Raw genomic sequence first — 21,948 nt, 5'->3', positions numbered from 1 at the left:
AAAGTATAGTATTTGCCGTTAATTAGAATACTTACAAGGAGTAGAGAAACTATGAAACTTTTGAATAGATTATATGGTGAAAATCAAAATATGTAAGTAAATACAAGTTTAGCAATCTTGTCAATCTATGGGGAAGAAAGTATATTAAACTCGAGGAGGAAGTGTTTTGAGGCGTAAATTAGCGTTTGCAATTTTAAATTTTTTGATTGGACTTCTTTTGATGTACTTCAGTATAGATTATGGTGTTGTTTCAACGCTGGTATATTTAGGAATTCTAGTGCTTATATACAAGTTGTTTTTAGATATAGATATAAGATATTGTTTATTTGTGATTGCTGGATGTATTTGGATGCTAATATCTATTTTGGGACATTATAATGCCGAGAATATGCCATTTGTATCTAAAGAGGCAATATGTAGGGGATACGTATCTACAGAGAGTGTAGATAAATTTGGATTACCAGTCTATGTATGCGAGATTGATGAGATTATTTTTAACGGTATGACTTACAATAAATATAAAGTCAGGCTTACAAGCAAGGATAAGCAAAATTTTTCTCTTGTCGGAGAACGTATTGAATTTAGAGCTAAGCTAGATGTTCAGGAAGTTAGAGATAATGGAATAGATTATCGTAGATATCTATATGGCAAGGGGATTGACTATAGCTCAACTTGCAGAAGGATTAAGAATCTAAAAGATGGAGGACCTAGACTTTCGAAAATACGCTTTACTATTATCAAAGCTATAAATAGCAAGAAAATCCTTTTTCTTTCAAGGATTTCGCCTAGTGCAAGAGGATATTTTTCAGGGATAATATTCGGTGAAAAAAACTTGATCAGCTCCGATGTTATCGAGGAGTTCCAAGATACTGGAACTGCACATATTCTTGCAGTAAGTGGCCTTCATATAGGTATAATTTACATGATTTTCAAGAAACTGACGACTCGTTTTAATTTAGGAAATAGAGTGGATTTCGTCCTGATTTTGATGCTTGGTATATATATTGTTTTGGCCTCGTTTAGTATTTCTATTATTAGAGCAGTTTTAATTATACTTTTAAAAATTATTGCTGATAAACTGATGATGCGATTTGATTTTTTGACTGCAATTTCAATAGCATTTTTGATTTCGTTAATAAATAATCCATATAGCATATTTGATATTGGACTGCAGCTTTCGTTTCTTTCCGCATTGATAATTGTATTTATATTTCCTCACATTAGAAGGACAAGGCATAGAAAGTTATTAGAAATAATGGTGCTTCCAATTGGTCTTTGTGCCTACAATATAGTGAGCTTTGGTCAGTTTAGTTTAATAGCAGTTTTAGCAAACCCTCCTGTAATCTTACTTATATCAATTTATGTACCGATAGGAATCACAAGTTTCTTTATATATCTTGTTAGCAGTCACTATTCTAGTATTCTTGGGTACTTAATATCTGCAATTGGGGAACTTACATATACAGTTAATCATAGTTTTAGTCTATTTCAGAAGGGAACATTAGAGATTGAGTATAGCGATAGCAGGCTAGCGATTTTGCTTTATACATTCATTTTTATTGTGTCATCAGAATATTTCTATGTTAAGCTTGTCAGCCGGCATGATCTAAAACAGTGTATTGGTTTTATACTGATAGGTATTACAATATTTATGTTTTGAATAATATAAAAGGAATTAGATAAAAGGAATTAGACCAAAGGCCTAATTCCTTTTAGTTGTATTGCTTTAGCAGCGGTTCATCGAACGAATGTGAGATGAACAATTAACCACCGGCTATGCCGGTGAGGTTAGGAAGCTTTAGCGAAAAAAGACCTCCTATGTTAAGATAAATATGGTCACCAACCACATATCAAAACAAGGAGGTAATCCAAAATGGATAAGAATAGTTTATCACATACATCGTGGAATTGTAAGTATCACATAGTGTTTGCACCAAAGTACAGAAGAAAAGCGATTTATGGAAAGATAAGAGTAGACATAGGGAAAATATTAAGGCTTCTCTGTGAAAGAAAAGGAATACACATAATCGAAGCAGAATGTTGTCCTGATCATATCCATATGCTTGTAGAGATACCACCAAAATACAGTGTGTCCCAAATTGTTGGATATCTCAAAGGGAAAAGTTCATTGATGATTTTCGATAAACATTCAAATTTAAAATACAAATATGGGAATAGACATTTTTGGTGTCGAGGCTATTTTGTTGATACAGTAGGGAAGAATAAGAAAAGAATAGAGGAGTACATACGTACACAACTTCAGGAAGATATAGCAGAGGACCAGATAAGTCTAAAAGAGTATATAGATCCTTTCACAGGAAATAAAAATAAATAGCCCTTTAGGGCTTGTAGAAAAAGATGTGCGGTTGGTGAACAATTCAGTACATCTTGAGATGTTGCTGGCAAAAGCCCCTTATAGGGGCAGTACAAACCACCGGCTAAGCCGGTGGTTATGATTTACATTTATAGATTTTCCTCAGTAGATACAGGGTCGTTCTGAACTGGTTCTTGAGCTACTTCTGGCTGAGCAGGAGCTTCTGGTGCAACAGGCTGAACCGAAAATTCACTCTGAACTGGCTGTGACTGAAAAGGTGTAGCTGCTGTCTCATCTAGATGACTTCCAATTGTTGTGAAGCTTATAGCTGAAGGAGTGTTTCTGACCTTTTTCTTTGTTACAAAATAGCAAATGCAAGCACCGATTACTGCAAGAGATGCTATACGTACAAGGTAGAAACCAATCTTGAAGTGGAGCACATCTCCATACGTGTTCTTAACATCAAGAGCGTGTACAAGCTCATAGATGAATATCAGCAGGAGTAAGATTGCTATTATTAGCAAAGGTATTTTTTTCTGAATAGCAGCAAATAGAATTGCTAGCGTTCCTAGAACTACGAAAAATATTCCATCTCCAAACTGTCCTTCAATGATAAGAAAGTTAAATGTATATTCCTGACCGAAAAGTTCAACTCTAGCATATGGTAGAATTGTTGAAATCATCATCACTGCTGAAGAAATAATAATTACTAAACGAGCAATTGATGGGATATCCCTTTCTTCTTGAATATCAAAATTCATATCTTGCATTATTGTCCCTCTTTCCTAAATAACTAAAAATTAAACATTAAAGAAATTATAGACTATAATGCTCTGCTTGGCTAGTAAATTTTGATTACCTTATATTTATATTGAAAAAGCTTTTTAGTGGACGATTTTAAGAATTATATGATAATATAATTGTAAATAGAGTCATTTGATTTCTCATGGAGTTTAAATGCGAAAAGAGGTACAAAATGAACGAAAACGATACTCAAAAGAGAGATGAGAGAACTATTAAGATAATGATTATTGCGATAGCATCATTTTTTGTTGTGCTTACATTAATTGCAGTAGCTGGAGTATTTTTATACTTTAAGTTCTTTGCAGTAGACCATGACATTGATTCAGACACACAGCCTACGGTTACAGAAGCAAGGCTTGCTGATATGGTGCTTGATGAAGGAACTTGCTTTGGTGAAGATATTCCTAGCATGTTCGAAGGCTTTTATAGAATGAACCGAAAAATAGATGATGTTGAGGAAGGTATAGTAGCCACAAATGTATTTGATGTAAAAGATATCGAGCAGCTTGGTATAGTTAGCAGATACAAAAGGGATGGGAATACACCGGCACTTAACACACAAATATATAGGTATGATAAGAATACTGATGAGCTAAAAGCCTTAAAAACAAAAGCTAAATACAAAAATGAAATGTGGCCCATTGATTTGAGCCTTTTTAATTCTGTTTCAGAACATGTATATAAATTCGAATGCAAGGGTGAGCTATATATAGTCGAGAATGTTACAACGACACAGGGAATAAATGGTATTTCATACCTTCATAAGATTTGGCAGGTCAAAGGAGATGAACTTGTTGAAGTTATCGATTTGCAGTTCAACACAAGTATTATTGCTTCAAGGAGAGTGGGAAGCTATAAGCTGAATGGTAAAGAGATTCAGAAGCAGAAAATTGATGATGCAATTGATTTTTTATTCGAGAAACATGACAACGCAAATGATGCTGAAACAAATGCGAAACAATTGCTTAATAATTATTATAGTTCATGTATTAAAGAGATAAATAATGTATTATCAAAATATGAAATAGCTTATGCTACTAAGGATGGAACTGAAGATGGGGGCTATGATTTTCAGTATCTGGAGGGGAAGTATGAGCTAATGTGTGCGATAGATTATGATTCTAGTAAGGATCTTAAAATCGTATCCAATAACTTATACCTAGTACCATCAAAAAATGTAAAAGAATTTAGAAACATAAAAGATAATTACGATGAGAAACTTAACAAAGCTAAAAATTCAGCACGAGAAAACTTTAAAGGAATATTAACGGCTGATAAGGGTGCAGATATAAACTCACAAGACCAAGTGATTATAAGAAAAGATGGTGAAGCTTCTGATAAATCAGTCGTGATTTATGATTTGAATGGTGATGGGGTAGAGGAAATGTTCTACCTTAGTAGACTGGGAAGAAGTGATACAAGCTATAACATAATTTACGCTTCTTCCGATAAGGAAAATAATGGTTTAATTTCATATGCGATAGCAGATGGATTGAGCATGGCAGCAAATAAAGAGTTTTCCAGCGCATTTGTAATATATATGAGTAAAAATGAAAAGAATACTTTTTATATTGCTATCGCTTCGCCTTTTAATGGAGGAGAATTTGGTAATTTCTCAGTCTTAAAGTATAAGGCTAGCGAGTACGGAAGGCTTGAGCTACAGAATAAGCTTGAGAATATTTTTAGAAAGAATATCAGAGACGATTACTATATAGACGATAAGGAGGTTTCGGCTAAGGAAGGTGCTACCAAGTTTGCCAGCATATCTAACGATGCAGGTCAGCTTTTGATGTACTCAGGAGATAGCCAGATAATTCCTGTATTTGCTTCATTTGGTAAGGATGAAGATAAGGCAATCGGTTATCAAGAGGCGATGGAAAATCTTTAGAGCGTTCTAAAATCAGATATTAATATAGTTTGTTCGATATATATTTGCCGCAGACTGAATATTGACAATGACAGTATCTTCCTTTAGACTTGTCCGTAATACTTTGTAAAAGGGATTAGATATGGATAAATTTAAGAAAAATAAAGGTAAGAATAAGAAACTAATATATATCGCTTTATTAGTTATTGTAGTATTTGTAGCGTTGCTAATAGCTTTTAAGATTTATAATTCGCAGCTAAAGAATGCGGAAGATGAAAGCTTTGAACAAAAAGATTCAAACATTAATAAAAACAATGAAGTAAGTGTAAAGTCACTTTTAAAGAAATATCCAGTTGAGGTTAAGGGCTATAATGGATATGGGGTATTGTCATTTTATAAGTCAATAGATACAACTCGTAAGGAGCCTATACAAGTATTTAATGTTGCTGGTGATTTTTCACCTTTAAAGAATGGTGATAAAGTAACTTTAAGGGTTTCAGAAAGCTATGTTGATGAACTGAAAAGCGATGGGCTAAAGCTTGATAAAGAAAAAATTGAGATAAAAGTATCTGGACTAAAGGATATTTCGGAAATAAAGAATTTAAATGTTCTTGTTAAAGAAAATGATAATGTGGCTGAGTATAATAACGAGAGCAACAGCTATAAAAAATATAAAATAGAAAGGCAGAGTGATTTCATAAAATATATTACTGATCCAGATAGTAGTTCTCGAGGTCAGATTTCATTAGTAAGCGTATATAAAGTTACAGAGGTAAGCTCAGGTGAAACAAAAACAGAGTACTACTACTATGGAAACATAGCCGATATTAAAAAGAATGGTAATCTAGATCTTGAAACGGTCGATGCTGTTGTGAGCTTAGGAAGAAAGGATCTAGAAACTATATTGGCAGATTTAGAGGAAAGTGATTACAAGGAAATCAAGCTGAAAAAATAGGAAATATAGATTTTTAATCGTTATAGTTAATAGTTTATTTTGATGTGGTTTTAGAATGAAAAATTTTGAAAAAATGCTTTATCCTAAGCAGTTAAAAAAAGGAGACACTGTAGGTATTATCTGCCCAAGCTCTGCGCTTCCAACAGATAAGATTGAACTCGTTAAGAACACCATAGAAAATATGGGGTATAAGACTAAGCTTGCTGATAATCTCGACAAGGTTTTCGCTGGATATATGGCAGGCGATGGTGAGGAGAGAGCAAAGTGGGTCAATCAGATGTTCGCAGATCCAGAGGTCGACGCCATATTCTGCGTTAGGGGAGGAGATGGAAGTTCAAGGCTCATGCCTTATCTCGATTACGAAACCATCAAGGCAAACCCTAAGATTTTCGTTGGATATAGCGATGTGACAAATCTTCACATGGCGCTAAATCAAACCTGTGGTATGGTTAGCTTTCATGGACCAATGATTTCATCAAATATGATAAATGGGCTTACAGATGAGGAAACTGCTTCTTTCTTTGATACTATAAATGCTGAATCTGACTTTGATTATCAAAATCCAAAGGGCTTTGATATCAAAACACTCAAGGGTGGAAAGGCTACAGGAAATCTCGTTGGAGGAAACCTTTCGCTCTTATCTGCTAGCATAGGTACACCATTTGAGATTGAGAGTGAGGACAATATACTCTTTATTGAAGAGGTGTGCGAACCAATGAGCAAGATAGAAAAGTGGATTTTCCATCTTAAAAATGCAGGCAAGCTAGAAAAGTGTAGAGGAATAATTCTAGGACAGTTCACCAAGGTTGAGAATAAGGAGGACCCAAGCTATGACGAGAACCAGATTGTTCTTGCAGCGCTAAAGGACCTTGATATTCCTGTAGTGTACAATGTGCAGTCAGGACACGGAAAACCTATGATGACACTTCCTATGGGTGCTCTATGCACTCTTGATGCAGATGAGAAAAGGATAAGCTTTAAGGTCGAAAGATAAGATGAAGTTCAGAAGAAACGAAATCGATATTAAGAAATTCACTATAGATAAGGAAAAGATTGAGAAGTTCAAGGATGATATGTCATACATGAATATAATCCCAAAAGACTTTTCAAAGAAGAGGCTTAAGAGCTGCCCAATTTGTGGTGGAGAGGTCGAAAACTGGACTATCAAAAGCCGCTGGACCTTACTTGATAAGATGTATGATTTTACCTGTCCTAAATGTCAAAGCACTTTGACTATAGGTGAGAGCGATATAACAGGACTTTCGTATACTGGAGCATCGATATGCGGACAGGTCAAAAAGATGCACAACAAGGAGATGCGTGAAGTCTATGTAAAGTGCAAACGCATTAATAAGGAAACTGGCAAGCAATATCTACAGGGTGATGAATTTACACTTAAGGAGCTCTTTGAGGAAATGCTTCCAATCAAAGACGACAAAAACGAATAATATATTAAAGGGACAAACACTCATAAGTAATTGAGTGTTTGCTCTTTTTTTGATAGAATTTGATTAATAAGAAAGGTGGCAAGATGTACAAAGAGAAAATCCACGCATATAAAGTCTTTGCTGAAGATTTGAGTAAAGCAAAGCTGAAGAATGTCATGCTGATACACGGTGAAGAGGAATACCTTATCAAGTGGGCTGTAGATAGTGTTATAAATAAATATGTGAGTTCTGCAACAAAGCAGATGAATATTTCAGTTTTTGATGAGACAGAAATGAGCTCGACTGACTTAGTGTCAGCTGTATGCGAGGCTTGTGAAACCCTTCCTCTTTTTTCGGACAAAAGGGTGATTGTTGTAAAGGAAATGAAGGCGCTTTCATCCGATTCGTCGCAGGCAATAAAGGATGCAGACCTTCAGCTTTTGTGCTCATCTATAGATAAACTTCAAGATGAGGCTATTTTGATATTCACTGCTAGAAATGTAGATAAGGGTAAGAAGCTACCTAAGGAAATCATAAAAGCAGGTAAGGAATATAACTTTGATAGATTAGATAGAAAAGACCTGGCATCCTTTGCAAACAAGAGGTTTAAGCAGGCCAAGAAGACCATTTCAAATGCTAATATGCATCTTTTGTTAGATGAGACAGGGTATTTTAACAGAGAGAGCGACTATGATCTCTACACATTCATGAACGACATATCAAAGCTGATAGCTGCAAGCGGTGATGTAATAGAGGAAAAGGCTATAAGAGAGCTTGTAATCAGAGATGAAGATACTTTTGTCTTCAACTTACTCGATAGCATAGCAGCAGGACGAAAAGATAGAGCGCTTGCTCAGCTACACAATATTTTGGGTGATGGAGGAGATGAATTTCAGCTTATCGGCAGTATAGTGTCACAGTTTGAACTCATGTACTGCACAAAGCAGATGCTTGATGAGGGAATGCAGGTGCGCGAAATAGCATCAAAACTAAAAGCCAACGAATACAGAATCAAAAATATCACAAAGTATACTCAAAGCTTTTCTGCAGAAAAACTATCAAACGTTCTTTCCTCTGCATACGAGCTAAGCTCACAGATTACTACGGGGTTATTAAAATCATCGATGGCACTAGAGCTTTTTATCGCAGGAGTTTAATTATATAAGATGCAAAGTGAACCGAAAATGTGTTCGCTTAAACTAACTGAACCACAAATGAATCGAATTTGTGGTTTATTTTATTATCAGAATAAAAAAATTTTTCAAAACGACTTATACAAATTGATTTTAGCGATTTGCTTTTGTATAATTATTATAGGTTGATTATATATTGATAATGATATATCAAAAAGAGGAGGTAATACATTATGTGTACTAATTGCAAGATAGAACCGGATGCAAGATTTGAGGATTTAGCTCCGGTTTTAGAGAAGTATGCCAAAGTGCCAGGAAGTTTAATTACCATATTGCAAAAGACACAGGCAATTTATGGATACCTTTCACTAGATGCAATAAACTATATTGCTGCAGTGACTGGAATCGCGCCTGCAAAGATATATGGAGTAGCGACTTTTTATGCTCAGTTTAGGCTACAACCAGTTGGAAAGTATCTGCTAATGATTTGTCAGGGTACAGCCTGTCACGTTAACGGATCAGAGTCCATAGGTGAGGCAGTAAGCGAACACTTGAACATAAAGGATGGAGAGACTACAGAGGATGGATTGTTTACGCTAAATTACGTAGCCTGTCTAGGATGCTGCTCTCTTGCACCTGTTATGATGGTTCAGACAAGCGAAGGTGATGAAACATACAGTGAGCTTACTAAGGCAAAGGTAGTAAAGATTATCGATGAACTTAGAGATAAAGCTCAGGAGGTGCAGTAATGAAGATTGTAATCGGACAGGGAAGCTGCGGAATCGCATCCGGAGCAAAGAAGACCGAAGAGGAATTCAGAAAAGTATTAGCTGCCGAGAATCTAGATGTTAAGGTTGACTTTACAGGTTGTGTAGGAACATGTTACCTAGAGCCAATCGTAGACATTTACGATGACAACGGCGAGATGACAAGATATGTCAAAGTTCAGCCAGATAAGGTTCAGGCAATCGTTGACGGACACGTTAAGGGCGGAAAGCCTGTCGAAGAACTCGCAATAGGAGCTGACGACGAAACATTTATTGGAAAGCAGCAGAGAGTCGTACTAAATAAATGCGGAATTATCAATCCTGAAAATATAGATGATTACATTGCAGTTGGCGGATATGATGCTACAAGAAAGGTTGTTACATCTATGACAGCTGATGAGGTAATCGATGTTATTAAGGTTTCAGGACTAAGAGGTCGTGGTGGTGCAGGCTTCCCAACATGGTTCAAATGGGATGCTGCTAAGAACAACTCAGCAGATGAGAAGTTCATAGTATGTAATGCCGACGAAGGAGATCCAGGTGCGTTCATGGATAGAGCTGTCCTTGAGGGTGACCCACATTCAGTTCTAGAAGGTATGACAATAGGTGGCTTTGCTATGGGCGCTACAGAAGGTATCATTTACTGTCGTGCTGAGTATCCACTTGCAATCAAACGTCTAGAAATTGCTATGGAGCAGGCTAGAGAAAAAGGATTCCTAGGTAAGAACATCTTTGGATCAGGATACGACTTTGATATCAGAATCAAAGCTGGCGCTGGTGCGTTTGTTTGCGGTGAAGAAACTGCACTTATCGCTTCTCTAGAAGGCGAAAGAGGAATGCCTAGACTAAAGCCACCATTCCCAGCTCAAAAGGGATACTGGCAGAAGCCAACAAATATCAACAACGTAGAGACATATGCTAACGTTGCTTGGATAATTATTAACGGCGGTGAGGCATTTGCTGCAATGGGTAGCGAAAAGTCAAACGGTACTAAGGTATTCGCACTTGCTGGTAAGATTAAGAAGGCTGGACTTGCAGAAGTACCAATGGGTCTTACAATCAGAGAGATTATTAATGGTATAGGTGGCGGAATCAAGAATGACAGAGAGTTCAAGGCTGTTCAGCTAGGTGGACCATCAGGTGGTTGTGTACCTGAGTCACTTGCAGACACACCTGTAACATATGAAGATATCGTTAAGACAGGAGCTATCGTTGGATCAGGTGGTATGATCGTAATGGACGAGGATACCTGTATGGTAGATATGGCTAGATACTTCCTAGACTTTACTCGTAAGGAATCATGCGGTAAGTGTAACTACTGCCGTCTAGGTACTAAGAGAATGCTTGAGATTCTAGAGAGAATCACAGAAGGCAAGGGTAAGGATGGAGATATCGAGCTTCTTGAAGAACTAGCTGACAAGATTAAGAACGGTTCGCTCTGCGGACTTGGTCAGACAGCACCAAACCCTGTTCTTACAACACTAAAGTACTTCAGAAACGAGTATGAGGACCATATTTACAACCACAAGTGTACAGCAAGATCATGTAAGGCTTTGATTAAGTTTAACATTACAGATAGATGCGTAGGATGTACAGCATGTGCAAGAAATTGTCCTGTAAGCGCAATTACTGGTGAAGTAAAGAAACAGCATACGATAGATCAGACAATATGCATCAAGTGTGGTAAGTGTGAAGAATCATGTCGCTTCGGTGCAATAGATAGACTGTAGGAAGGGGGTTATTTCGATGAATAAATTCAGAATGAATATAGATGGCAAGGAAGTTCAGGCTGTTAACGGACAGACAATTTTAGAAGTTGCTCGTGAGAACGACATATTCATCCCAACACTTTGCTATGACGAGAGAACTGAGATTTACGGTTCATGCGGACTATGTATGGTTGAGATAGAAGGCAGCCCTAAGCTTGCAAAGGCATGTGCAACTGCAGCAGCTCCTAACATGGTTATTTCAACAAACTCAGAGAGAGTTAACGAAATCAGAAAGACAAACCTAGAGCTTTTGATTAGTAACCACTATGGTGACTGTATTGGACCATGTATGAAGGCATGTCCAGGACACACTGACTGTCAGGGTTATGTAGGTCTTGTAGCAAACGGTGAGTTTGAAAAAGCAAATGAACTAATAAAGGATAAGATTCCACTACCTGCATGTATTGGACGTGTATGTCCACATCCATGTGAGGACGCATGTAGAAGAGGACTTGTAGATGAGCCAATCAGCATTGCTATGATTAAGCGCTTTGCTGGAGATATGGATATCGCTGCAGAAGAGAGATTCATTCCAGATATGGAAGAAGATACAGGAAAGACAGTTGCTATCATCGGTGGTGGTCCTATGGGTCTATCAGCAGCTTACTTCCTAAGACAGAGAGGACACGAGGTAACAATCTTCGACTCAATGCCTAAGCTTGGTGGTATGCTTAGATATGGTATTCCTGAGTACAGACTTCCAAAGGAAGTTCTTGACGCAGAAATCGCTATCATGGAAGCAATGGGAATTCAGATCGTTCCAAATACAAAGGTTGGAGTTGATATTCCACTAGATACAATCAGAAACGACTTTGATGCAGTAGTACTCGGAATCGGTGCATGGCTCTCAACAGGAGTAGGCTGCCCAGGTGAGGATGCAGAAGGTGTTATCGGTGGTATAGACTTCCTACGTAGAGTAGTTAGAAACGAGCACATCAGTCTAGGCAAGAATGTTGCAATCGTAGGTGGCGGTAACACGGCTATGGACGCATGTCGTACAGCTGTAAGACTTGGTGCTGAGAACGTTTACAATATCTATCGTAGAACAAAGAACGAGATGCCTGCTGATATGATTGAAATCGAAGAGGGTGAAGAGGAAGGCGTAATCTTCAAGAACCTAACTAACCCAATCGAGATCATTAAGGATGAGAACGGTCATGTTAAGCAGATTGTTCTTCAGGTTATGGAGCTTGGCGAAGCAGATGCTTCAGGAAGACGTAAGCCAGTACCTGTAGAAGGAAAGACAGAAACTATTGATGTAGATACAGTGCTTCTAGCTATCGGTCAGAAGGTAGATGCATCAATGTTCGAAATCGATAAGACAAAGAAGGGCGGAATTTCATACGACCCTAAGACAATGATGACAAGCATCCCTGGCGTATTTGCTGGTGGTGACTGCGGTAACGATAAGATTTCTATCGCTATCGAATCAATAGCAGATGCTAAGAAGGTTGCTGAGTCAGTAGATGCTTACCTAAATGGTGAGATTTACGAGTATGAGCCAAGATTCCATGTAGAGAAAGATGATATCACAGAGAAGACATTTGAGGATAGAGAAAGACTTTGCAGAGAAAAGGCTGATCAGCTAAACGCTCTAGAAAGAAAAGATAACTTCACAGAGATTATCTATGGTGGTCTTACAGTAGAACAGGCAATGAAGGAAGCTTCACGTTGTCTAGAATGCGGATGTCACGACTACTTCGAGTGTAAGCTCGTTGATTTTGCAAACCAATACGATGTTAAGCCAGAAAGATTTGCTGGTGAGATGACAAAGATTGACTTTAACGATGATCATCCATTCATCCTTAGAGATCCTAACAAGTGTATCCTTTGTGGACTTTGCGTAAGAGTCTGCGACGAGGTTATGGGAATCGGAGCACTTGGTCTTGTAAACAGAGGTTTTGACACAGTTGTTAAGCCATCACTAGAGATGCCACTTATGACAACTGCATGTGATAGCTGTGGACAGTGCGTATCTGTTTGCCCAGTTGGTGCTATTCAGGAGAGACAGACAGTAGTTAAGGAGATTCCATTAGATACTGAAATTACAACAACAACATGTGCAAATTGTGCAGTTGGATGTACTATGGACCTAGAAAACTACGGAGATATGCTAATCAAAGCAAATCCTGATAAGGAAGGCTACGTAAATAAGGGACTATGCTGCGCTAAGGGTAAATGGGGATTTGATGCTTCAGTGCTCGAAGGCAAGATTGTAGATCCAATGATTAAGCGTCTAAACGGCGAGATGGAAGAAGCAGATTACCATGAAGCTTTGATTCTGGCTGCTAAGAACCTAGAGTCAGTCAAGGCAAGACATGGTGTAGGCTCAATCGCAGTTTGTATATCAGATAGATATACAAACGAGGAAGCTTACACAATGAAGAAGTTTGCAGAAGTTATTGGAGCAAAGGTATTTAGCTTCAACCACAGACACAATGCGCTTCTAGATGTACTTGGATTTGATGCTTCACCTAACACAATCGATGAACTTCTTTCAACAGAGGTAATCCTAGTTCCTGCATTCATAAAGAGCAAGGCTGCTGTAATCTGGAACAAGATTAAGCAGGCTGCCGCAGCTGGAGCAAAGGTAGTTGTTATCAACACACCTGAAGCAAGCACAGAGATTCCAGGAGCATATAAGACTGTTGAGACAGAAGACAGCACAGCATTCCTAAAGGCTCTTGCAAATGCAGTAATTGCAAACAAGGGTGAGTGCGCAGCAGAAGGTTTTGATGAATTCAAGGCATCTGTAGCTGGAGCAAAGGTGAGCGATGAAGTTAAGGAAATCGCTGATCTATACACAAATGCTAAGAAGGCTATGATTGTATTCGAACAGAATGTAATCAGCATCGCAGCAGCAGAGATTCTAGCTGGCATTGCAGTAGTTTCAGGACATATCGGAAGCCCAAGAGACGGTATCCTAGAAGTTAAGGCTAAGAACAACTCACAGGGACTTGTAGATATGGGAATCCGTGCAGGAGCTGAGGCTATGGAAGGTGTTAAGGGACTTATCATCTTCGGTGAGGATCCAGCTGGCGTAGATCTAAGTGGACTAGAATTCCTAGTAGTATCAGATATCTACATGACTGATACAGCACTTCAGGCTAATGTATTCCTACCAGGAACAGGCTCAGCAAGTACAAATGGTACATTCACAAATACAGAGAGAAGACTTCTTCCTGTAGAGTCAGCAATCGAAGAGGATGTTGACTTCAACAACTGGGAGCTTGCAACAGAGCTAGCACACGTATTCGAGGTTGATTTCGGATTCGAAGACGAAGAGGATATCAGCAAGGCTATGGACGATGAAGTTGCTCTTTACAAGTATGCAGAAGTTGGTGAGGTATTCGGTGGCGTTCTAGAACCAATTGAGGTTAAGCTAGTAGCTGCAAAGGATGACAAGCTTGTAGATGTACTAGAGTGCACAGATGCGCTTATGAATCTAAACGAAAGCAGAATTCCAAAGCCATTTTCAGTAGTTGAGTAATAGTGATAAGCAAAGCTTAAACTAAAATAATGAATCCCGCATTCAGATATAAACTGAGTGCGGGATTTTTCGTACTAAAAATCCCCACTTCTGGAGTGGGGATGTATGAGCTATATGTTCTTTGCCGATTCGATGAGCTCCTCAGCATTTTTTCGCGTTGCATCCGTGATTGTTTCACCACCGATTAGCCTTGCAATTTCATCAATCTGTGCACCCGAATCCAGCTTTTCTATGTGAGTATAGGTACTGCTGTCATCTGAATGCTTGAAAATTCTATATGCAGTATCGGCCATAGCTGCAATTTGGGGCAGGTGGGTGATACATAGAATTTGTTTTTCGCGAGATATTTCCCTTAGCTTCTTACCGACTACATGAGCTGCCTGTCCGCTTATTCCTTGATCTATTTCATCAAAGATGAGCGTTGGGATAGCGTCGCTACTTGCTGTAATCTTTTTGATAGCGAGCATTATTCTTGATATTTCTCCGCCAGAGGCTGTCTTTACAAGTGGCTTTAGTGGCTCACCTTTATTTGTAGAGATTAGGATTTCTACATCATCAAGGCCGTTTTCGTCAGGACTTGACTTGGATTCGAATCGTATCTCTAGTGCAGCACCTGAAAAATTAAGGTCGTTTAGCTCTATCAATATCTTTTCGGAAAGTTCTTGAGCAACAGCTTTACGAGTTTCGCTCAGCTTGTTTCCGGCTGATATCAAAGCTTCATAACTCTTTGATAAAGATGCCTCAAGGTTTAGTTTCTCATCGTCAAAGTTCTCTATGGTCAAGAGCTCACCCTCAATATTATCGCAGTAAGCGAGAATATCCTCTATGGTACTACCGTATTTCTTTTTAAGAGACTTTATGAGCTCTAGACGCTCAATTGCTTCATCTAGCTCTGATGGATCAAATGTCATTTCGTCGACAGTGTCTCTTAGAACAGATACGGCTTCCTCAAGCCTATAGTATGCATCATTACATGATTCTAAAAGTTCACTAAGCTTTCCTGAATACTCAGCAAGCGATTCGATGTATGAAAGGGCAGAACCTAAAGTACTATATGCACCATGTTCACCATCTATGAGATCGTAGGCGTGGCTTGCATCACTTGTAATCTTCTCTGAGTTTTTGAGCATGTCAAGGCGTTCCTCTAGCTCGGTGTCTTCTCCTGGGACAAGCTTTGCGGATTTAATCTCGCTGATTTCAAACTTGTAAAAATCAAGTTTTCTTGCATTCTCAGAAGAGAGTGAGAGAAGTTTGTTTAGCTTCGCTTTCTTTTCTATATAGCTTTGATATTCATTAGAATAAGAACTCTTAAGCTTGTTTATTTGTTCAAAACCATAGGTGTCGACAAGTGTCAGGTGATTTTCGGTGTTTAGTAGTGATTGATTGTCGTACTGCCCGTGAATATCTGCAAGCTTTTGGCAGGTGAGCTGAAGCTCTGACAATGTTACGAGTCTACCATTCAGTTTGCAAAGGTTTTTCCCGTTAGAATTTATTTCTCTAGAAATGATTACTTCTTCGCCGTCAATTTCACCCGAAAGCTCAATAATTGCCTTATCTGTCCCAAAACGAACAAACGACGAATCAGCCCTGCTTCCAAGTGCAAGGCTTATCGCCGTTACTACTATTGATTTTCCGCTTCCGGTTTCTCCGGTAATGATATTCAGTCCTGAGTAAAAGTCAACATCGGTGTTTTTGATAATAGCAAAATCTCTGATACTGATGTGGTTTATCATTACTTGTGATTCCTTAAAATAAGCATGTTGTTAAAAATGGATAGGATTTCTTCTACATGATCTTCGTGGTCGATGATGAGTAGAAGGGTATTGTCTCCTGCAATGGAGCCGACAACATGAGGCAAGCCAATGTTGTCAATAGCCTCGCCGGCTGCGGCGCCGCAACCTGAAAGAGTTTTAATGATTATTAAGTTGTGTGCAGATGCAAATGAAGTAATCGTTTCTCTAAAGATTTTTACAAATCGATCTGAGATAGGTGCATTCTGCTGCGTGCTTACTGCATATTTATACTTGCCTGTTGATGACAGTACCTTGATTAGCTGTAGCTCTTTGATGTCGCGAGATATAGTCGCCTGTGTAACATCAAAGCCTTCGCTCTTTAGCATAGCCGCTAGTTTCTCTTGAGTTTCAATTTCGTTGTTTGAGATAATCTCAAGTATCTTGTTTTGTCTCGAGTAACGCATAATAATAACCTCTCCTGGCAAAGATGCCTCCCTATTTTGATAATTATAACACATGTATAGTTATAATTAAAGATAATTTGAATGGGGATTTACAAATATTGACATATAAGCTCTCTGGTTAGACAAACATCTGTTCATATGTTATAATATCAAGCGAAAATTAGGAGAGATAAAGTATGAGAATCATAGGTATAGACCCTGGTTATGCCATTATGGGCTGGGGAATTTTAGACCTAAAGGGAAATAAGTTCAGCGTTGTAGATTACGGTTCGATTACAACTGATGCAGGCGTAGAGGCACCTAAGAGACTTCAGCATATATATGCCGAGCTTGGAGCTATTATTGCAAAATATCAGCCTGAGGAAGCTGCGATAGAAGAACTGTTTTTTAATAACAATGCAAAGACGGTAATTCTTGTAGGAGAAGCAAGAGGTATCGCAGTTTTAGCATGTGCAAATGCAGGACTTGAGATATCAGAATATACACCTTTACAGATAAAGCAGGCTCTTGTCGGATACGGAAGGGCTGATAAGAAGCAGGTACAGGCTATGGTTAAGGCAATCCTAAACCTTAAGGAAGTACCTAAGCCTGACGATACTGCAGATGCAGTTGCAGCAGCTATTTGCCACGGACACAGTCGTGGTAGGAGGGTAATTAAGTGATAAGATACATTAAGGGAACTATATACCATCAAATGGATGGCTCTATCATAGTCGAGAATAGCTCAGGAATGGGTTTTCATATAATGATTCCAGCAGGATCTAGTTTTTATAAGCTTATAGATGGAGAAGATGTCAAGGTTCATACCTCAATGATAGTTAAGGAGGATGATATAAGCCTCTATGGTTTTTCTGATAGGGAAGAGCTTGAACTCTTTGAGCTTTTGATAACCGTAAGCGGTATAGGTGCAAAGGGCGCTATGTCAATAATGAGTGTACTCAGTCCTAACGCACTAAAGTTTGCGATTGCATCAGGAGATAGCAAATCCATAGCAAAGGCAAATGGTGTCGGAAAGAAGACAGCAGAGAGAATCATCATAGATCTTAAGGATAAGGTGGGAAGCTTTGATGAAGCAAAGCTAGATGGTCCTATAGATGATAAGATATTTGTTAATGACGATACTCGCTCGGAGGCTAAGATAGCTTTGATTAGCCTTGGCTATTCACAGCAGGAGGCAGAGAATGCAATAAGCAAGATTAAGGGTGAGAACTTGACAATAGAGGATTATATCAAGCTTGCGCTCAAGCAGATGTAGGTAATAGGAATGGAAGATAGAATTACAAAAACAAGTGCCAATGAATTTGAGGAGAGACAGGAGGTCGGTCTTAGACCGCAGCGTCTTGATGATTTCATCGGTCAGAGCCATGTCAAAGAGAATCTAAAGATATTTATAGAGGCTGCAAAGCTAAGAGGTGAGCCACTGGACCATGTTTTGTTCTACGGCCCTCCAGGACTTGGTAAGACAACACTTGCGGGAATTATTGCAAATGAGCTTGGTGTTGATATTAAGATTACTTCTGGCCCTGCCATTGGAAGAGCTGCAGATCTTGCCGCCATTTTGACTAATCTAAACGAAAACGATGTTCTTTTTATAGATGAGATACATAGACTTAATAGATCTGTTGAGGAAGTCCTTTATTCTGCAATGGAGGACTATGCTCTTGATATAGTTATAGGAAAAGGACCGTCTGCAAGGTCGATAAGACTCGATATAGCAAGGTTTACTTTGATAGGTGCAACTACGAGGGCCGGTAGTCTGTCTGCACCTCTAAGAGATAGATTTGGCGTCATAGACAAGTTCGAAGTATATGGAAGCGATGAGCTTATCAATATTATTGGTAGGTCTGCATCCTTGCTTGGGGTGACGACAGATGAAGATGCACTTTATGAGATGGCGAGATGTTCAAGAGGAACTCCTCGTGTTGCAAATAGGATACTTAAGCGCGTAAGGGACTTTGCTCAGGTTAGCGGAAAATCACATATTGACTTTGAAACGGCTCAGCGGTCACTTGCTGCTCTTGGTGTTGATGCTCTTGGTCTTGAGAAGCTAGATAGAGAGATTTTAGATGCGATTATAACAAGGTTTAACGGTGGTCCAGTGGGTATAGATACAATTGCTGCGTCGATTGGTGAGGAGAGAATTACCATCGAAGACGCCTACGAGCCATATTTGATACAGCAAGGATTGCTTTATAGAACGCAGAAGGGCAGAATGGCTACTGAGCTTGCCTATAAGCACCTTGGAATCGCCTATAGCGGTGACAAAAACATCGATGCACAAGAAGATAGTGCAGAGTAATTTGGAGAAATAGATGCATATAAACGATTTTGATTATGAGCTTCCAGAGGAGCTGATTGCACAAAAGCCACAGAAGGACAGGGACAAATGTCGTCTGATGGTTTTGAGACGAAGCGATAACAGCATAGAGCATAGGCATTTCTTTGATATACTAGAATACCTAAAGGAAGGCGACTGCCTATTGTTAAATGACAGCAAAGTTATTCCAGCAAGGCTTTACGGTATCAAAGAAGGAACTGGTGCAAGAGTTGAGTTCCTTTTGATAAAAAGAATAGAGGGCGATACCTGGGAGACAATGGTAAGACCAGGAAAGAGGCTTAAGCCTGGTGATAGTGTTTTGTTTTCTGATGAGGAAGGCAAGAAACTTAGGGCTGAAATATTGGACTACGGTGAGGATGGTACAAGAATCGTCAAAATGGAGTACGATGGTATTTTGATGGAAAGGCTTGAGGAAATTGGCTCAATGCCACTTCCGCCATATATTTCAAGACCTAGCAACGATGAGGATAAGGATGATTATCAGACTGTTTACTGCCACGAGGAGGGCTCTGTAGCAGCTCCTACGGCGGGACTTCACTTTACGACGGAGCTTTTAGAGAAGGCTAGAGAAAAGGGCGTCAAAATCGCATTTGTGACACTTCATGTAGGTATTGGTACATTTAGACCGGTTAAATGTGAGACTATAGAAAATCATCACATGCATTTTGAGGAGTATTCTGTAAGTGAGGAGACTGCCGAGATTGTTAATCAGACAATTTTGAGCGGTGGAAGAGTTATATCTGTTGGAACGACATCTACAAGAACTGCAGAAAGTGCAGCTTGCTTTAATGAAAAGAGTGGTAAATATCTTCTTAAGGCAGGTTCAGGAAGTACGGATATTTTCATATATCCTGGATATGAGTTTAAGATTATAGAGTCTTTAATTACGAACTTTCATTTACCAAAATCGACTTTGATGATGCTTGTTTCCGCGCTTTATGACCGCGAGCATATTCTGAAGGCATATGACGAGGCAGTTAGGGAAGAGTATAGATTTTTTAGCTATGGCGATGCCATGTTTATAGAATAGGAGGATTAGATATGAATGAACTTTTAAAATCAATGAAGTGGGGAATGATGCTCACAGGTCTTTTGACAATAATAATAGGTATCATGATTTGTGCAAACCCAAGTGGGGCAATTATCTCAATTATACGTTTCATCGGATGGGTTTTGATTATAGCGGGAGGCGTTTCTGCTATTGGGGAATTCATGCAAAGGACTACAACTTATAGAACATACTCAACAATGACGTTCGCACTTATAAGCCTTGTCTTCGGTATAGTGCTTGCAATTAGACCGGCTTCATTTGTAAATTTTGTTGGAACTGTAGTTGCCTTGATTTTGTTTGTACATGGAATAAATGCAATAGTTTCAGCGCTTAATTCGAGAAAGTATGGATACAATCAGTGGAAGATTGCTTGCCTTTCTGGAGTTATATTTGCTGTAGTAGCATTTATAATACTAATCAATCCGTTCTCATCAGCTAGTGCGCTCATGCTGTTTATAGGAATTGTTCTTATAGGTGATGGAATTTCTAACATTGCCATGGCATTTAGCATAGGTAGAACAATGCACACATATCATAAAAATGCAATGGGCGATAGATACATTGATGTAGATTACAAAGAAGTTGACGATAAATAAATTGAGGTTTATTGATGAAACATGCAGTCAGCTATGAGCTGAAGAAGAAAGATAAGAATAGCGGGGCACGTAGAGGTGTGCTTCATACTCCGCACGGTGATATCCAAACACCAGTGTTTATGCCAGTCGGAACCCAGGCAACAGTAAAAGCAATGACGCCTGAGCAGGTAGAAGCCACTGGTGCTAGACTAATTTTGGGTAATACATATCATCTTTTCCTAAGACCTGGACATGAGATTGTAAGGGAAGCTGGCGGTCTTCACAAGTTTATGAACTGGAACCATGCTATCTTGACAGATAGCGGTGGATTTCAGGTATTTTCTTTAGGTAAGCTTAGAAAGATTTCTGAGGAAGGCGTAACCTTCAGAAGCCATATAGACGGATCAAAGAAGTTCATCTCACCAGAGATTGCTATTGAGATTCAAAATGCACTCGGTGCTGACATAATAATGGCCTTTGATGAATGTGCACCTTATCCAGCAGATAGGCGCTATGTTGAAGCTTCCCTAAATAGGACAACAAGATGGCTAAAGCGCTGCAAGGATGCTCATAAAGATATTGAAAAACAGTCCCTATTTGGAATCATGCAGGGCGGAATGTACAGTGATTTACGTAAGATGAGCGCAGAGCAGATAGTTGAGCTTGATTTGCCAGGATATGCGATAGGTGGTCTTTCTGTTGGAGAACCTAAGGAACTTATGATAGAAGTGCTCGATAGCTGCGTTGATTATCTTCCAAAAGAGAAGGCTAGATATTTGATGGGTGTTGGTACTGTTGACTACATCTTTGAGGGTGTTGAGCGTGGAATAGATATGTTTGACTGCGTTCAGCCTACCAGAATAGCAAGACATGGAATGGCGACAACGGCGAACGGTAAGGTAAACATCAAAAATGCTAAGTATGAGAGAGACTTCTCACCACTCGATAATGAATGTGATTGCTATACATGTAGAAACTTCTCAAAAGCATACTTGCGTCACCTTTTTAAGGCAAATGAGATGCTTTGTAGCACACTTTTGTCAATCCATAATATTCACTTCCTAGAGAAGATGATGGAGGGCATACAGAAGGCAATAGAAGAAGATAGATTTTTAGAATACAAGAAAGAGTTTTACGATAAATATGGAGAATTTTAGTCCCTGTCCACATCGCGAATTTTGTGGCGGATGCAAGTACAACGGAGAAGATTATGAGACAGTTTTAGCAGAAAAAAACTCGCTAGTTTTGTCATATCTTGAAA

At 38.9% G+C, this 21,948-nt stretch carries 18 protein-coding genes and 1 pseudogene; 16 read left to right on the top strand and 3 right to left on the bottom strand.

Features of this window, described 5'->3' with window-relative positions; translation table 11 throughout:
• Positions 1-166 precede the first annotated feature (166 nt).
• Both ADJ67_05155 and ADJ67_05150 read left to right on the top strand, forming a co-directional pair.
• Complete coding sequence (locus ADJ67_05155; protein AKT47091.1) at positions 167-1,660, top strand: hypothetical protein; 1,494 nt, start codon at positions 167-169, stop codon at positions 1,658-1,660.
• A 213-nt stretch (positions 1,661-1,873) separates the two neighbouring features.
• Positions 1,874-2,335: a transposase gene (locus ADJ67_05150; GenBank protein ID AKT47090.1), complete on the top strand. Its 462-nt coding sequence runs from the start codon at positions 1,874-1,876 to the stop codon at positions 2,333-2,335.
• Positions 2,336-2,463: 128 nt separating this feature from the next.
• Here the strand turns inward: ADJ67_05150 and ADJ67_05145 are convergent, their stop codons facing one another.
• Positions 2,464-3,084, bottom strand: coding sequence for a hypothetical protein (locus tag ADJ67_05145; GenBank protein AKT47089.1), 621 nt, complete (start codon positions 3,082-3,084; stop codon positions 2,464-2,466).
• Between the two features lie 206 nt (positions 3,085-3,290).
• Between ADJ67_05145 and ADJ67_05140 the strand changes: the two genes are divergently transcribed.
• The 8 genes and pseudogenes from ADJ67_05140 (at position 3,291) to ADJ67_05105 (ending at position 14,526) form a co-directional block, all read left to right on the top strand.
• Complete coding sequence (locus ADJ67_05140; GenBank protein AKT47088.1) at positions 3,291-5,006, top strand: hypothetical protein; 1,716 nt, start codon at positions 3,291-3,293, stop codon at positions 5,004-5,006.
• 226 nt (positions 5,007-5,232) lie between these two features.
• A pseudogene (locus ADJ67_05135) lies at positions 5,233-5,940 on the top strand (hypothetical protein).
• Between the two features lie 73 nt (positions 5,941-6,013).
• Positions 6,014-6,934: a hypothetical protein gene (locus tag ADJ67_05130; GenBank protein AKT47684.1), complete on the top strand. Its 921-nt coding sequence runs from the start codon at positions 6,014-6,016 to the stop codon at positions 6,932-6,934.
• Position 6,935: 1 nt separating this feature from the next.
• Complete coding sequence (locus tag ADJ67_05125; protein ID AKT47087.1) at positions 6,936-7,388, top strand: hypothetical protein; 453 nt, start codon at positions 6,936-6,938, stop codon at positions 7,386-7,388.
• Positions 7,389-7,471: 83 nt separating this feature from the next.
• On the top strand, positions 7,472-8,524 hold the full coding sequence (locus ADJ67_05120; GenBank protein ID AKT47086.1) for a hypothetical protein: 1,053 nt from the start codon (positions 7,472-7,474) through the stop codon (positions 8,522-8,524).
• 209 nt (positions 8,525-8,733) lie between these two features.
• Positions 8,734-9,249, top strand: a complete 516-nt coding sequence (locus tag ADJ67_05115; protein AKT47085.1) for an NADH dehydrogenase — start codon at positions 8,734-8,736, stop codon at positions 9,247-9,249.
• Positions 9,249-10,997, top strand: a complete 1,749-nt coding sequence (locus ADJ67_05110) for an NADH dehydrogenase (protein AKT47084.1) — start codon at positions 9,249-9,251, stop codon at positions 10,995-10,997. Before ADJ67_05115 ends, ADJ67_05110 begins: the two co-directional genes overlap by 1 nt.
• A gap of 16 nt (positions 10,998-11,013) precedes the next feature.
• Positions 11,014-14,526: a molybdopterin oxidoreductase gene (locus ADJ67_05105; protein AKT47083.1), complete on the top strand. Its 3,513-nt coding sequence runs from the start codon at positions 11,014-11,016 to the stop codon at positions 14,524-14,526.
• A 110-nt stretch (positions 14,527-14,636) separates the two neighbouring features.
• Here the strand turns inward: ADJ67_05105 and ADJ67_05100 are convergent, their stop codons facing one another.
• Together ADJ67_05100 and ADJ67_05095 are read right to left on the bottom strand one after the other, a co-directional pair.
• On the bottom strand, positions 14,637-16,259 hold the full coding sequence (locus tag ADJ67_05100; GenBank protein AKT47082.1) for a hypothetical protein: 1,623 nt from the start codon (positions 16,257-16,259) through the stop codon (positions 14,637-14,639).
• A complete protein-coding gene (locus tag ADJ67_05095) occupies positions 16,259-16,723 on the bottom strand; it encodes an ArgR family transcriptional regulator (GenBank protein AKT47683.1) in 465 nt (154 codons plus the stop codon). Before ADJ67_05095 ends, ADJ67_05100 begins: the two co-directional genes overlap by 1 nt.
• Before the next feature lie 176 nt (positions 16,724-16,899).
• Between ADJ67_05095 and ADJ67_05090 the strand changes: the two genes are divergently transcribed.
• The 6 genes from ADJ67_05090 to ADJ67_05065 are packed head-to-tail and all read left to right on the top strand — an operon-like array spanning position 16,900 to position 21,844.
• Positions 16,900-17,385 carry a Holliday junction resolvase gene (locus tag ADJ67_05090; GenBank protein AKT47081.1) on the top strand — a complete coding sequence of 162 codons (486 nt, stop codon included), beginning with the start codon at positions 16,900-16,902 and terminating at the stop codon, positions 17,383-17,385.
• A gap of 32 nt (positions 17,386-17,417) precedes the next feature.
• Positions 17,418-17,978 carry a hypothetical protein gene (locus tag ADJ67_05085; protein AKT47682.1) on the top strand — a complete coding sequence of 187 codons (561 nt, stop codon included), beginning with the start codon at positions 17,418-17,420 and terminating at the stop codon, positions 17,976-17,978.
• 9 nt (positions 17,979-17,987) lie between these two features.
• Complete coding sequence (locus ADJ67_05080) at positions 17,988-19,022, top strand: ATP-dependent DNA helicase RuvB (GenBank protein ID AKT47080.1); 1,035 nt, start codon at positions 17,988-17,990, stop codon at positions 19,020-19,022.
• Between the two features lie 13 nt (positions 19,023-19,035).
• Positions 19,036-20,091 (top strand): S-adenosylmethionine tRNA ribosyltransferase, encoded by a 1,056-nt coding sequence (locus tag ADJ67_05075; protein ID AKT47079.1) that lies wholly within the window; start codon positions 19,036-19,038, stop codon positions 20,089-20,091.
• 11 nt (positions 20,092-20,102) lie between these two features.
• The gene (locus ADJ67_05070) at positions 20,103-20,708 is read left to right on the top strand and encodes a hypothetical protein (GenBank protein AKT47078.1); all 606 of its coding nucleotides are present in this window, start codon (positions 20,103-20,105) and stop codon (positions 20,706-20,708) included.
• Positions 20,709-20,722: 14 nt separating this feature from the next.
• Positions 20,723-21,844 carry a queuine tRNA-ribosyltransferase gene (locus ADJ67_05065; GenBank protein ID AKT47077.1) on the top strand — a complete coding sequence of 374 codons (1,122 nt, stop codon included), beginning with the start codon at positions 20,723-20,725 and terminating at the stop codon, positions 21,842-21,844.
• Positions 21,845-21,948: the final 104 nt, after the last annotated feature.

The sequence above is a fragment of the Eubacterium sulci ATCC 35585 genome, assembly GCA_001189495.1.
GTDB lineage: Bacteria > Bacillota > Clostridia > Peptostreptococcales > Anaerovoracaceae > Eubacterium_B > Eubacterium_B sulci.
The sequence above is the reverse complement of the archived record's forward strand: the minus strand, read 5'-3'. Positions and strand labels throughout refer to the sequence as shown.

Excerpts from the sequence above, each read along its gene's own strand:
- ADJ67_05150 (AKT47090.1), top strand. The coding sequence starts at position 1,874 with ATGGATAAGAATAGTTTATCACATACATCGTGGAATTGTAAGTATCAC.
- ADJ67_05145 (AKT47089.1), bottom strand. The coding sequence starts at position 3,084 with ATGCAAGATATGAATTTTGATATTCAAGAAGAAAGGGATATCCCATCA.
- ADJ67_05140 (AKT47088.1), top strand. The coding sequence starts at position 3,291 with ATGAACGAAAACGATACTCAAAAGAGAGATGAGAGAACTATTAAGATA.
- ADJ67_05130 (AKT47684.1), top strand. The coding sequence starts at position 6,014 with ATGCTTTATCCTAAGCAGTTAAAAAAAGGAGACACTGTAGGTATTATC.
- ADJ67_05125 (AKT47087.1), top strand. The coding sequence starts at position 6,936 with ATGAAGTTCAGAAGAAACGAAATCGATATTAAGAAATTCACTATAGAT.
- ADJ67_05120 (AKT47086.1), top strand. The coding sequence starts at position 7,472 with ATGTACAAAGAGAAAATCCACGCATATAAAGTCTTTGCTGAAGATTTG.
- ADJ67_05115 (AKT47085.1), top strand. The coding sequence starts at position 8,734 with ATGTGTACTAATTGCAAGATAGAACCGGATGCAAGATTTGAGGATTTA.
- ADJ67_05110 (AKT47084.1), top strand. The coding sequence starts at position 9,249 with ATGAAGATTGTAATCGGACAGGGAAGCTGCGGAATCGCATCCGGAGCA.
- ADJ67_05105 (AKT47083.1), top strand. The coding sequence starts at position 11,014 with ATGAATAAATTCAGAATGAATATAGATGGCAAGGAAGTTCAGGCTGTT.
- ADJ67_05100 (AKT47082.1), bottom strand. The coding sequence starts at position 16,259 with ATGATAAACCACATCAGTATCAGAGATTTTGCTATTATCAAAAACACC.
- ADJ67_05095 (AKT47683.1), bottom strand. The coding sequence starts at position 16,723 with ATGCGTTACTCGAGACAAAACAAGATACTTGAGATTATCTCAAACAAC.
- ADJ67_05090 (AKT47081.1), top strand. The coding sequence starts at position 16,900 with ATGAGAATCATAGGTATAGACCCTGGTTATGCCATTATGGGCTGGGGA.
- ADJ67_05085 (AKT47682.1), top strand. The coding sequence starts at position 17,418 with ATGGATGGCTCTATCATAGTCGAGAATAGCTCAGGAATGGGTTTTCAT.
- ADJ67_05080 (AKT47080.1), top strand. The coding sequence starts at position 17,988 with ATGGAAGATAGAATTACAAAAACAAGTGCCAATGAATTTGAGGAGAGA.
- ADJ67_05075 (AKT47079.1), top strand. The coding sequence starts at position 19,036 with ATGCATATAAACGATTTTGATTATGAGCTTCCAGAGGAGCTGATTGCA.
- ADJ67_05070 (AKT47078.1), top strand. The coding sequence starts at position 20,103 with ATGAATGAACTTTTAAAATCAATGAAGTGGGGAATGATGCTCACAGGT.
- ADJ67_05065 (AKT47077.1), top strand. The coding sequence starts at position 20,723 with ATGAAACATGCAGTCAGCTATGAGCTGAAGAAGAAAGATAAGAATAGC.